The sequence below is a fragment of the Kitasatospora sp. NPDC048286 genome (assembly GCF_043201735.1).
Lineage (GTDB): Bacteria > Actinomycetota > Actinomycetes > Streptomycetales > Streptomycetaceae > Kitasatospora.
Genome location: NZ_JBICZE010000004.1, coordinates 161,006 through 173,233, shown reverse-complemented (window position 1 = coordinate 173,233; position 12,228 = coordinate 161,006). Strand labels below are relative to the sequence as shown.

Annotated in this window: 11 protein-coding genes; 4 read left to right on the top strand and 7 right to left on the bottom strand. The window is 73.1% G+C overall.

Annotated features, from left to right (window positions below):
- Window positions 1-31 precede the first annotated feature (31 nt).
- Window positions 32-685, bottom strand: a complete 654-nt coding sequence (locus tag ACGF13_RS11425; protein ID WP_392872078.1) for a TetR/AcrR family transcriptional regulator — start codon at window positions 683-685, stop codon at window positions 32-34.
- Between the two features lie 95 nt (window positions 686-780).
- On the opposite strand from ACGF13_RS11425, the gene ACGF13_RS11420 reads away from it, so the two are divergent.
- Window positions 781-1,563 carry an SDR family oxidoreductase gene (locus ACGF13_RS11420; RefSeq protein WP_392872075.1) on the top strand — a complete coding sequence of 261 codons (783 nt, stop codon included), beginning with the start codon at window positions 781-783 and terminating at the stop codon, window positions 1,561-1,563.
- 175 nt (window positions 1,564-1,738) lie between these two features.
- Here ACGF13_RS11420 and fahA read toward each other — a convergent pair whose 3' ends face one another.
- The 5 genes from fahA to ACGF13_RS11395 all read right to left on the bottom strand — a co-directional run bounded on the left by fahA (window position 1,739) and on the right by ACGF13_RS11395 (window position 8,084).
- Entirely contained in the window at window positions 1,739-2,971 is a 1,233-nt protein-coding gene (gene fahA / locus ACGF13_RS11415; protein ID WP_392872072.1) for a fumarylacetoacetase, read from the bottom strand.
- A complete protein-coding gene (locus ACGF13_RS11410; protein ID WP_392872069.1) occupies window positions 2,968-3,954 on the bottom strand; it encodes a hypothetical protein in 987 nt (328 codons plus the stop codon). Before ACGF13_RS11410 ends, fahA begins: the two co-directional genes overlap by 4 nt.
- Window positions 3,951-5,153 (bottom strand): homogentisate 1,2-dioxygenase, encoded by a 1,203-nt coding sequence (locus ACGF13_RS11405; protein WP_392872066.1) that lies wholly within the window; start codon window positions 5,151-5,153, stop codon window positions 3,951-3,953. The genes ACGF13_RS11410 and ACGF13_RS11405 overlap by 4 nt, the downstream gene beginning before the upstream one ends.
- Before the next feature lie 51 nt (window positions 5,154-5,204).
- Entirely contained in the window at window positions 5,205-6,419 is a 1,215-nt protein-coding gene (gene hppD / locus ACGF13_RS11400; RefSeq protein ID WP_392872063.1) for a 4-hydroxyphenylpyruvate dioxygenase, read from the bottom strand.
- A gap of 231 nt (window positions 6,420-6,650) precedes the next feature.
- Window positions 6,651-8,084 (bottom strand): phosphoribosyltransferase family protein, encoded by a 1,434-nt coding sequence (locus tag ACGF13_RS11395; RefSeq protein WP_392872060.1) that lies wholly within the window; start codon window positions 8,082-8,084, stop codon window positions 6,651-6,653.
- Window positions 8,085-8,461: 377 nt separating this feature from the next.
- Between ACGF13_RS11395 and ACGF13_RS11390 the strand changes: the two genes are divergently transcribed.
- Genes ACGF13_RS11390 through ACGF13_RS11380 form a run of 3 tightly spaced genes read left to right on the top strand, consistent with a single transcriptional unit; the run spans window position 8,462 to window position 9,937 of the window.
- A complete protein-coding gene (locus ACGF13_RS11390; RefSeq protein ID WP_392872058.1) occupies window positions 8,462-8,830 on the top strand; it encodes a hypothetical protein in 369 nt (122 codons plus the stop codon).
- Window positions 8,827-9,237 (top strand): hypothetical protein, encoded by a 411-nt coding sequence (locus ACGF13_RS11385; RefSeq protein WP_392872055.1) that lies wholly within the window; start codon window positions 8,827-8,829, stop codon window positions 9,235-9,237. Before ACGF13_RS11390 ends, ACGF13_RS11385 begins: the two co-directional genes overlap by 4 nt.
- 34 nt (window positions 9,238-9,271) lie before the next feature.
- On the top strand, window positions 9,272-9,937 hold the full coding sequence (locus tag ACGF13_RS11380) for a hypothetical protein (protein WP_392872052.1): 666 nt from the start codon (window positions 9,272-9,274) through the stop codon (window positions 9,935-9,937).
- Window positions 9,938-10,029: 92 nt separating this feature from the next.
- On the opposite strand, the gene ACGF13_RS11375 is transcribed toward ACGF13_RS11380, so the two are convergent.
- Window positions 10,030-12,123, bottom strand: a complete 2,094-nt coding sequence (locus ACGF13_RS11375) for a sensor histidine kinase (RefSeq protein ID WP_392872049.1) — start codon at window positions 12,121-12,123, stop codon at window positions 10,030-10,032.
- Window positions 12,124-12,228: the final 105 nt, after the last annotated feature.

Here is a 12,228-nt window from a genome sequence, read left to right as displayed (position 1 = left end):
CGGGCCGAACGGGCGGGTGCGCGGTCGCGGCTCAGGGCCAGGCGCGCAGGGCGAGTTCGGCGGTGCGGGCCAGGTCGGCGGCGGTGGCGCCGTCCCTGGCCTGCTGGGACATGCCCTGGAGGACCGCGCCGAAGTAGCCGGCCAGGGCCTTCGGGTCGGCCTCGGGCGGCAGTTCGCCGTCCTGCCGTGCCCGGCGAAGCCGCTCCTCGAAGGTCCGCAGGTTCCCGTTGCGCCGCTCGCGCAGCTGGTCCTGGATGCCGGCGTCCTGCGGGGTGACGTTGGTGGCCGCGGAGATCACCAGGCAGCCCGCCGGATGCGACGGGTCGGCGTAGACGGCGGCGGCCTCGCGCAGGATGCGGGCGAAGGCGCCGTACGCGGTGGGCTCCTCCGCGAGGGCGACGGTCGCGAACGCGCCGACGGGGGAGTGCCCGTACTCGCGGACCACCTCCTCGAACAGCGACCGCTTGTCGCCGAAGGCCGCGTAGAGGCTGCCGGGGCGGATGCCCATGGCGGTGGTGAGGTCGCTGACCGAGGTGGCCTCGTAGCCGAGCTGCCAGAACAGCCGGGTGGCCGCGGCGAGCGCCTCGGCGCGGTCGAAGGCCGGCGGGCGGCCGCGCCGCGGGGGTGGCGTGGGGCCCGTCGTCCCGCCTCCGGACGCCGCTGTCGCCGTGTGCTCCTCTGCCATGCGCCGAATTTTAGAGCACCCACTCAAGAAATGTGTGCTAGCTTCTTTTTTGAGCGGTCGCTCAATAATTATTCCGGGCAGCAGGGGGGCTCGACATGGGCGAGGACAGGCTTCAGGACGGGCTTCAGGGCAGGACGGCGCTGGTCACGGGTGCCAGCAGGGGGATCGGCCGGGCCATCGCCCGCCGGCTCGGGCGGGACGGCGCCACCGTCGCCGTCGGCTACGCCCGGGACGTGGCGGCGGCGGAGGAGGTGGTGGCGGGCATCCGCGCGGACGGCGGGCGGGCCTTCGCGCTGCCCGCCGCGCTCGGGCGACGCGGCGACGCCGTCGCGCTGTGGGAGGCCTTCGACGCGCGGATCGGCGAGCACGCGCCCGCCGGGGGCGTCGACATCATCGTGAACAACGCCGGGATCGGGCGCAGCTCCGACCTCGCCGGCCTGACCGAGGAGGAGTTCGACGAGGTCTTCGCGGTCAACGTCCGCGCGCCGTTCTTCATCGTCAAGCACGGGCTGGAGCGGCTGCGCGACGGCGGCCGGATCATCAACGTCTCCAGCGGCCTGGCCCGGCTCGCCATGCCGGAGATCATGGCCTACGGCGCCACCAAGGGGGCGCTGGACACCTTCTCGCTCAACCTCGCCCAGCAGCTCGGGCCGCGCGGGATCACCGTCAACTCCGTGGCGCCCGGGATCATCGACACCGACCTCAACGCGGAGTGGCTGCGCGATCCGGAGGCGAGGGCCCAGGCGGCCTCGCTCGCCGCGCTCGGCCGGGTCGGGGCGCCGGAGGACATCGCGGACATCGTCGCGTTCATCGCCTCGGACGACGCGCGGTGGATGACCGGGCGGGTGGTCGACGCCACCGGCGGCTCGCGGCTGTAGGCGGGGCGGGTCGCGGGCGGGCCGCGGGCAGGGCGGACCGTCCGGTCGGAGACGGGCGAACGGCTGACAGCTGACAGATGATGAAATCTGTCAGCTGTCAGTCGTCAGCTGCTATCCGTTATCCGTCAGCCGTTGTCCGTCAGCTGTGCCCCGGTGGCCGCAGTCCCGCGGACTCTCAGCCCCGGACCCGCCCCGTGACCTCGCCGAAGCTGATCACGGCGCCGTCCGGCCCCGGCGCGGTGGCGGTGATGGTCACCTCGTCGCCGTCCTCCAGGAACGTACGGGTCGTCCCGTCCGGGAGCTTCAGCGGCTCCTCGCCGTTCCAGGTCAGCTCGATCAGCGCGCCCCGGGTGTCCCGATCGGGCCCGCTGACCGTCCCCGAAGCGAACAGGTCGCCGGTGCGCAGCGAAGCGCCGTTGACGGTCATGTGGGCCAGCTGCTGCTGCGCCGTCCAGTACATGGTGGCGAACGGCGGCCGGGAGACCGGGTGCCCGTTCAGCCGGACCTCCATCGCCAGGTCCAGGCCCCACGGCTCGCCGTCCCGGTCGTCCAGGTACGGCAGCGGCTCGACGTCGCGCTCCGGCGGCGTGACCCGGGCGTGCTCCAGCGCGTCCAGCGGCACGATCCACGGCGAGACCGAGGTCGCGAAGGACTTGCCGAGGAACGGGCCGAGCGGCACGTACTCCCAGGCCTGGATGTCGCGCGCCGACCAGTCGTTGAGCAGGCAGACGCCGAACACGTGCTCGCGGAAGTCGTCCAGCGCGACCGGCCGGCCCAGCTCGGACGGCGCGCCGACGACGAAGCCGACCTCGGCCTCGATGTCCAGCCGCCGCGACGGCCCGAAGGCCGGTGCGGCGTCGGCGGGCGCCTTGCGCTGCCCGTGCGGTCGTACCACCGGCGTGCCGGAGACCACGACCGTGCCCGCCCGCCCGTGGTAGCCGATCGGCAGGTGCTTCCAGTTGGGGGTGAGCGGCTCCGAGCCCGGGCGGAAGATCCGGCCCAGGTTGGTGGCGTGGTGCTCCGAGGCGTAGAAGTCGACGTAGTCGGCGACCTCGAACGCCAGGTGCAGCTCCACCTCGTCGGCCGGCAGCAGCGCCGGCGACAGCGCCTCGCGGAAGGACTCGTCCGTGAGCCAGGTGGTGAGGTCCGCCCGCACCCGGGTCCAGACCGGACGCCCCGCCGCCATCAGCGGGTTGAGCGAGTCCGCGTCCAGCAGCGCCGACGGCGCCCCGGCCGCCCGGGCGGCCGCCCCGGCGTCCAGCACGAAGTCCCCGACGCGCACGCCGATCCGGCGCCGCCCGGGCCGGTCGGCGGCGGTGAAGACGCCGTACGGCAGGTTGTGCACGCCGAACGGCGAGTCCTGGGCGCTGGCGAGCCAGCTGCCGGTGCTGCTGGGGGTGGTGCTCAACGGTCCTCCTGGTGCAGTGGACTGGGCGAGGACAGCAGGCCGAGCGCGGCCAGGTCGCCCAGGGGCTCGGCGATGCTACACGTGCCGAACGCGGTGAACGAGTTGCGGATCACCGTGATCTGATGCTCCGTCAGTTCGCGCACCGCCTTGGCCAGCACCTCGCCGTCGCGTTCCGCCAGCACCGCGGCGGCCGCGGCCTGGTCGGTCTCCTGTGCGGCCAGCAGCACGTTCAGGAAGCCGTGGTGCTCGAAGCCGGTCTCCGGGTCGGTGTGCCGGACGGCGTTGTGCAGCCCGGCCGTGCACTTGTACGGCAGCCCCCGCCGCGCGCAGCCGGTGAGGAAGGCGGCCAACTCGTCCTCGTCAGGGAACGCCTCGGCGACCAGCCCGCCGGTGCGGAACTTCGCCCGGTACGGGCTGTCCACCAGCGCGTCCAGGACGGCGTCCAGCCCGTCCCCGCGCAGGAGTTCGCGCGGCAGCTCGACGGCGGCCGGGACGTGCGGCGGCAGCAGCCGGTCCAGCGCGGCCACCGCCTCGGCGGCGTCCCGGACGGCCAGCTCGACGCCGGCCAGCTCGAACGACGCGGCGGCGGCGAGCGCCGGGGCGAGTTCGGCGCTGCCCCCCGGCAGCACCAGCCCGACCTTGAGCGGCCGGTCGCCCGCCGCCGCCGTGTCGTCCGCCCCCGCCGAGCCCCCCGCCGCCTCGGCGGGCGTACCCACCGCGGCAGCCGTATCCGCGACCGCCGCGGCCAGTTCGCCCAGCCGGCCCGCCCCGCAGAGGAACGGCCCGACCGCCTCGGCGTACCAGGCCGCGCGGTGCGCCCGGTGCGCGGGCACCGCCTCGGCGACCGGCAGGTTCCCCGGGGGGAACACCGCCGCGTCGTCGAACAGCCCGCGGAACAGCTCAGGGATCGCCGCGGGGCCCGGTGCGGGAAGCGGTGCGGAAACCGGTTCGGGCAGCGCGCCCCCCGTGTCCGGCGCGCTCATCGGCCCGGCGCCCGTCCGGCCCAGGTCCAGGCGTAGCCGGCGTCCTCGCCGGCCCGGCCGCCCTCGCCGAGCTCCAGCGGGCGGAAGGTGTCCACCATGACGGCCAACTCGTCGAAGAACTCCGCGCCGATGCTGCGCTCGTACGCCCCCGGCTGCGGCCCGTGGGTGTGCCCGCCCGGGTGCAGCGAGATCGAGCCCTGGCCGATGCCGGAGCCCTTGCGGGCCGCGTAGTCGCCGCCGCAGTAGAACATGACCTCGTCGCTGTCCACGTTGGCGTGGTAGTAGGGCACCGGGATCGCCAGCGGGTGGTAGTCCACCTTGCGCGGAACGAAGTTGCAGATCACGAAGCCGTTGCCCTCGAAGACCTGGTGGGCCGGCGGCGGCTGGTGGATCCGGCCGGTGATCGGCTCGAAGTCCTTGATGTTGAAGGCGTACGGGTACAGGCAGCCGTCCCAGCCGACCACGTCGAACGGGTGGTGCGGCACGGTGTAGCGGGTGCCCGCGATCCCGTTCCGGCCGCGGTGCTTGACCAGCACGTCGACGTCCCCGGGGGCGTCGACGACCAGCGGGCCGACCGGTCCGCGGAAGTCCCGCTCGCAGTACGGCGCGTGCTCCAGCAGCTGCCCGTACTTGGACAGGTAGCGCTTGACCGGGGTGATGTGGCTGTTCGCCTCGATGCAGTACGCGCGCAGCGGCTCGTCGCCCGCCGGCACCCAGCAGTGGGTGGTGGCGCGCGGGATGATCACGTAGTCGCCCTGGCCGACCTCGATCGAGCCGAACACCGTCTCGACCGTGCCGGAGCCGGACTCCACGTACACGCACTCGTCGCCGAGCCCGTTGCGGTAGAGCTCGCTCGGGGCCCCGGCGGCGACGTACGAGATCCGCACGTCGCCGTTGCCGAGGACCAGCCGGCGGCTGCCGACGACGTCCGCGGACTTCCAGTCCTGGTCCGCGAACAGCTCGTGCAGCTTGAAGTGGCGGGGGAGGAGCGGGTGGTTGGGCACCGTGGACTGGTCCGGCAGCTCCCAGGGCACCGCGTTGACCACCGCCGAGGGGATGCCCCGGTGGTAGAGCAGCGAGGAGTCCGAGGAGAACCCCTCCTCGCCCATCAACTCCTCGTAGTAGAGCCCGCCTTCGGGGGTGCGGTGCTGGGTGTGCCGCTTGGGCGGGATGCTGCCCAGCTGCCGGTAGTACGCCATCTCCGTGGTCCTCCTCGACCGTTCGTCAGAGCTCTCCGACGCTCAAGACGCTCACAGGTTGCCGCGGCGGTCCTGCTCGCGCTCGATCGACTCGAAGAGCGCCTTGAAGTTGCCCTTGCCGAAGCCGAGCGAACCGTGCCGCTCGATGAACTCGTAGAAGACGGTGGGACGGTCGCCGATCGGCTTGGTGAAGATCTGCAGCAGGTAGCCGTCCTCGTCGCGGTCGACCAGGATGCCGCGCTTCTTCAGCTCCTCGATCGGCACCCGGACCTTGCCGATCCGCTCGCGCAGCTCCGGGTCGTCGTAGTAGGCGTCCGGGGTGTTGAGGAACTCCACGCCGCGCGCCCGCAGCACGTCCACGGTGGTGAGGATGTCGTTGGTGGCGAGCGCCATGTGCTGGCAGCCGGGGCCGGTGTAGAACTCCAGGTACTCGTCGATCTGGGACTTCTTCTTGGCGATGGCCGGCTCGTTGAGCGGGAACTTCACCCGGTGGTTGCCGCTGGCGACGACCTTGGACATCAGCGCGGAGTACTCGGTGGCGATGTCGTCGCCGACGAACTCGGCCATGTTCACGAAGCCCATGACGCGGTTGTAGAACGACACCCACTCGTCCATCCGGCCCAGCTCGACGTTGCCGACGGCGTGGTCGAGGGCCTGGAAGAGGCGCTTGGGCGAGCCCTCCGGGTGGGTGACCCTGCTCTCCGCGACGACGTAGCCCGGCAGGTACGGGCCGTGGTAGCGGGAGCGGTCGATCAGGGTGTGGCGGGTCTCGCCGTAGGTGGCGATGGCCGCGCGGCGCACGGTGCCGTTCTCGTCCGAGACGTCGTTCGGCTCCTCCAGGACGGTGGCACCGGACGCGCGGGCGTGCTCGATGCACTTGTCGACGTCCGGGACCTCCAGGGCCAGGTCGACGACGCCGTCGCCGTGGCGGCGGTGGTGGTCCAGCAGCGGGCTGTCCGGCTGGACGCCGCCCTTGATCACGAAGCGGCAGGAGCCGGAGCGCAGCACGTACGCCTTGCGGTCCCGGCGGCCGGTCTCCGGGCCGGAGTAGGCGACCAGCTCCATGCCGAAGACGACCTGGTAGAACTGGGCCGTCTGGGTGGCGTTGCCGACCACGAAGACGACCGCGTCCTGGGCGGTCACCGGGAACGGGTCGGCGGCGGCGTCGTGCTCGACGAGGCCGACGAGGCGGCGCAGCTGGTCGGCGTCAAGACCGGCCTCGCGCTCCTCGGGGGTCAGCTCAAGGGCGTGGGTCTGCGGGGTCATCGCTCGTTCCTCCACTTCGGGCCTCGCCGTCGAGGCTTCCGCTGGATCGCGACCGCACCGCGAACGGGTGGGCGGTGTGGTTGCGGAGAGCTTGCTACTGTCGGGGGTCTTGGGCAACAGGTCGGATTTTGACTGCTCAATGTGTACAAGCTGATCAGAAAATCCCGCTGTCGGCTGCGCAAAATGTGCTGCTGACCGGGGGTGATGCCCGAAGTCTGTGCAATGGGGCGTTCACGTACTTCCGGGGCCGACGGGGCGCGGGAGGTGCCGGAGGAACCAGTCCGCGGCCAGCTCGGCGACCCTGTCCAGCGTCCCCGGCTCCTCGAACAGGTGGCTCGCGTGCGGCACCACCGCGAGCCCGGTCTCGCAGCGCAGACGGCTGCGGGCCTGCCGGTTGAGGTCGAGCACGGTCGGGTCCAGGGAGCCCACGACGAGCAGCGTCGGGGCGCGGACCCGGGCCAGCGTGTCGGGCCCGGCGAGGTCGGGGCGACCGCCCCGGGAGACCACGGCGCGCACCGCCGGGCCCAGCTCGGCGGCGGTGTGCAGCGCGGCCGCGGCGCCGGTGCTGGCGCCGAACAGGCCGAGCGGCAGCGACCGGGTCTCGGGCACGACGGCGCCCGGGCCGGCTCGTTCGGCGCCGTGCTCCCCGCCGGCTCGTTCCGGGCCGTCGTGCTGCGGACCGTCGTGCCCCGCGCGGTCGCGCTCCGCGCCCAGCTGCCGGGCGACGGCCGTCAGCCGGCCGCCCAGCAGCGCCACGTCGAACACGTTCCGCCGGTCGGGCTCCTCGGCCTCGGTGAGCAGGTCGAACAGCAGCGTGGCCAGCCCGGTCCGGTTCAGGTACTCGGCGACGTGCCGGTTGCGCGGGCTGTGCCGGCCGCTTCCGCTGCCGTGCGCGAACAGGACGACCCCGCGCGCTCCGGCCGGGACGGTCAGCCGGCCCGCGAGGCGGGCCCCGGCGACGGGCAGCTGCAGTTCGCGGTCGACCCCGGCGGAGGCCGCGGGCCGGTCGCCACCGGCCGCGGCCAGCAGCCGCAGCACCTCCTCGTCCTCGGTCTGCGAGAAGTCGGCGTAGAACTCGCCGATCGCGTAGAACGGGGACGGCGTGTCGACGCAGACCAGCTCGTCGGCGACCTCGTCGAGCCGCTCGGCCCAGTCCACGGGCGCGACGGGCACCGCGAGCACCACCCGGCCCGCGCCGCGCTCGCGGACGATCCGGCAGGCCGCCCGGGCGGTGGACCCGGTGGCGATGCCGTCGTCCACCACGACCACCGTCCGTCCGCGCAGGTCGGCGGGCGGCCGGTCGCCCCGGTAGCGACGGGCGCGGCGCGCCAGCTCGGCGCGCTCACGCCGCTCCACCTCGGCCAGCTGCCCGTCCGTGACCGACGAGAACCGGATGACCTGGTCGTTCAGCACCCGGACCCCGTCCTCGCCGATCGCCCCCATGCCGAGTTCGGGCTGGTACGGCACGCCGAGCTTGCGGATCACGCAGATGTCCAGCGGGGCGCCGAGCGCCGCGGCGACCTCGGCGGCCACCGGCACACCGCCCCTCGGCAGCGCCACGACCACGGTGTCGGGGCCGGCCAGGTGGCCCAGGCGGGCGGCCAGCCGACGGCCCGCCTCGGTCCGGTCGGCGAAGCGGGTGAAGTGGGTTCCGGTGACGTGCATGACACGGCCTCCGGTTCCACCGTACGTCGTTCCGCTCGGCTCGGGGCGGTCACGGGCAGGGGGCTTGCGGGGTGCGCACGAGGGGGGAAGCCGGTCCGGACCGGGGCGGCCCTCCTGGCGGGGGAGGACCGGGAGCGGGCCGGGAACCGGGGGTGGGAGCGAGCCGGGAACGAGGGCGGGAGCGGGTCGGGAACCGGGGGTGGGAGCGGGCCCGGGATCGAACCGGGATCCCGGCCGGGATCGCGTCGGGAGCCGTCCGGGATCAGGTCGGGAGCCGGACGGGACGACACCCCCGTGCGGCCGGGACAGTGGGCGGCGCACGGTGGATCGCGTAGGCGGGCCGCAGAGCCCGCCCACGAGCGGAAGGAGCGCCCGTCATGTCGGGCACCGTCATCACCGACCTGCGCCGCCGAGGCACCGTCGACCCCGGCCGCCTGCTCGCCGGACCGCTGCGCGGCGTCGGCCTGCAACGGCTCGACCCGGGCTGGTGCACCGAGCTGGTCGCCGACGGCATCGAGCACGCGATCTACGTCACCGCCGGCTCCGGGCTCGCCGAACTGCCCGAGAGCGCCGTGCACCCGGACCACCCGGAGCGCGCCGGGGCCGGCCTGCCGCTGGTCGAGGGCACCGCGGTCGTGCTGCCGCTCGGCTCGCGGACCGTCCTGACCGCCGGAACGGCCGGGCTGGAGTTCTTCCACGCCCTGCTCGCCGTCCCGCTCCCCTCCCGAGGAGGTGACCCCAGGTGATCGTCACCACCGACACCGGCGCGGCCATGGTCCTCATCGGCCCGAACGGCGAGCGCGTACGGATCCGCTCCCTGGCCCGGAGCCCGATGCTCGCCAGCGCCTGCGAGGCCTTCGACCACCTGCGCCTGAGCCCGGGCGCCCACCACGTCCTCCCGGGCCGGCCCGACACCGAGACGGTCCTGCACGTGCTGCGCGGCGCCGTCGTCGTCGGCCGACTCTCCGACGAGCCCGAGCACCTGGCCTCCGAAGGAGACCTGCTGCTGGCCCGCCGCGGCCGCGCCCTGCACCTCGAAGCCGGGCCGCTCGGTGCGGAGCTGCTCTGCCTGACCCTCGCCGTACCCCGGCACTCCGCCGGCACCCGGGCCGCCCTGGCCCGGCGCCGCGCCACCCGCCGGGACCGGCCCTGACCGGTCCCACCAGTCCTCGTCGGAGGAACCCCTCGTGATACTCGTCCCCGCCGCCGTTCCCCGCACCGCGCCCGCGTTCCAGCGGCTGATCGACCCCGAGCAGCGGCCGGCCGTCCGCGCCGGACTCACTGTCGAGGCGCTGCCGCCGGGCGTCCGGGTCGAACAACTCCCTTACGAGTCCGTCGAGTCGGTGACCGTGGTGCTCTCCGGCCGGCTGTTCGCGGCCGGCCGGATCCTCTCCCCGGGTGAGGCCCTGCACCACCGGCCCGGCACCTCCTACCGGCTCACCGCCGTCCGCGGCACACCGACCGCCGTGCTCACCGTCCGCCCCAACCCCGCCCGGGCCGCCATCCCGGCCCAGCGATCGGACTCGGCGCCCGCCCGGGACTGGCGCCAGGTCGACGTGGGCACCGTCCGCCTCGACCCGGGCACCACCTGTGGCCCGTACACGGACCGCTCGGCCGACACCTTCCTGCTGCTCCTCTCCGGGGCCGCCGTCTTCCTGGGCGAACTCGGTGAAGTACCGCTGATCCCCGGCGACCTGGTCTACGCCAGGGCGGGCGAGCGGTACGGCCTGCGGGCCGGTCGGCGCGGACCGGCCACCGCCGTCCTCGGCCGCGTCGGCGCCCCCGGCGCCGGAGCGGCACCGAAGCGGGAGGGCGGGCCCACGCGCCTGGGGCAGGCCGATCCGCAGAGTTGAGAGAACAGGGCGACCCGCAAGTCGTCGAGACGGATGACAGATGACGGATGACAGATTTCAAAATCTGTCATCCGTCATCTGTCATCCGTCATTCAGCTGTTCCTGGTCATCGCAGAGCACGGCAGTACTGCCGCCACCTGGGTTCCCCCGTCATCCGGCAGCGACCGGATGGTGCACCGGCCGCCGACCTCCGCCGCCCGTTCCGCCATCGACCGCGTTCCGACTCCGCCGCCACCCGTTCGCAGACGCTGCTCGGCCTGGTACCCCACGCCGTCGTCATGCACGATCAGTGTCAGTTCCTCCGCGTCCACCCGCAGCGTCACCCGCGCTGTCCGAGCTCGGGCATGCCGCAACACGTTGTTGAGCGCCTCTGCCGTGATGCGGTACGCCGTGTTCTCCAGTGCCCCCGGCAGGTCCGGTAGTGGATCCGGTGACAGCTCCACCGTCACGGTCAGCCCGGTCCCGCTGAAGGTCTCCGCGAGTCGGCGTACCGCTCGCGTCAGGCCGAACTCGCAGACCGGCGCGGGCCCGAGCCGGTCGGTGATCCGGCGGACCTCCTTGATCGCCAGCCCCAGGCCGTCCGACACCCCGTGCAGTGTGCCCGCGAGCCTGCCGTCGGCCTCGGAGCCCGCACTGTCCACCTGCAGTCGCAGTCCGGCCAGGGCGGGCCCGAGCCCGTCATGGATGTCCCGCCTCAGCCACCGCCGTTCCTCCTCCCGCGCGGAGACGATCTGTTCCCGGCTGGCTCGAAGGTCCTCCTGGAGCCGTAGTGAGGCGACTGCCGGCGAGGCCTGGTCGGCGAGCGAACGCAGGATGTCGACGTCGCTGGCGTCCAGTCGCTGCTCGCCCGAGCGCAGTCCCACGGTCAATGTGCCGATCTTCATCCCGTTATGGAACAGCAGGAAGTCCTGGCCGAGCCCGCCCAGTCTTCCGGTCGTGGCCAGGGTGCGGCACCCGGACTGGGTGATGACGGAGAGGGCGACTCCGGGCAGTCGTAGTTCCTCGGCGACCGTTGAGCACAGTGTCTCCGGAACGTGCTCCGGATCGACCACCTGCCGCAACCTCCCGGCGAGCGTTCGCAGCACCTGGTACGGCTGTGCGCGCTTGCCGAAGTACAGCCGGTCGACCAGGGCGACGGCTCCCCGCGCCGCACGGGGCAGCGCCGCGCCGAGCGCGTACACCAGGGCGATCAACACCAGGGCTGCCGCGCCGTGGCCAGGGACCAGCCAGTTGGACAGCACGGCGGCGGCCACCACGAACAGCCCGGTGACCCCTGTGCCCAGCAACAGCCCGATCAGTACATTGCGGGCCGCTCTGTCGAGCCGCCAGCCGTGATGCTGCACGACCAGGAAACCTACGAGGGCCCACACCAGACCCGCGACGGCGTAGAGCACATAGGTGAGCCAGAAGTGCACACTCGACAGCCGGGCGTACAGGGCCTCGGTCGCGGCGAAGAGCGAATACGTTCCGAGCATCACCAGCACCCGGAACCGGCGCCTGCGAGTCACTTCCGCGTCGCTGCCCCGGCTGCGACGTCGCAGCATTCGAGTCAACAGGACGACCGCCACGAACCCGAGGAGGCAGTCGTTGATCAGCCGGTCGTGGTCGGCCCAGGTGCCGGCGATGGTGCTGAAGAAGCGTGCCGGAGGGGTGCCCGCCAGCGGATTCGGCCGTCCGAAGGAATGTGGACGGTCGAGCAGCGCAGCCGCGGCCGGAACCGTGTACAGCGAGACGGCCGCGATGTACCACCACCATCGTCGTGTCGTCAGTCGACCGTTCGGTAGCCACAGTGGTAGCGCGTAGATGATCGTCGAGCTGACCGAGAAGCCGATCACCTCGACGACCAGGATGGCGCCGATGAGGCCAGGGGCAGTGACCTCGACCCAGGCCGGTGCGCTCGGGGCGAGGGCCAGGACGAAGCTCAGGGCCCACATCAGGAAGACCCAGCCGAGCGGGCTGCCGGGGTGGTGGGCGTGCAGCAGCATGCCCGAGGCGGCGGCCGGAAGGATGGCGAGCAGGTTGAGGAGTGCGTCCCGGGGGACGGACACGCCCGGATCGCCCAAGTGCACGAGCACGTAGCAGATCCACAGCGTCGCGACGATGAAGCAGAGCGCCGTGACGACCGCCGCGGCGGTCAGTTGCCGCTCGGCCCGCGTGCGGTGCGGGTGAGAGATCGCCGTGGCCATGGCACCACCTCTTGGACGGGCTCGGTCGACAGGACACCGGTCCCGGGGACCCAAGCCTCGGCGGCCCGGTGTCCCGGGTGCCTGAGGCACCGGTCTCGGATCCTG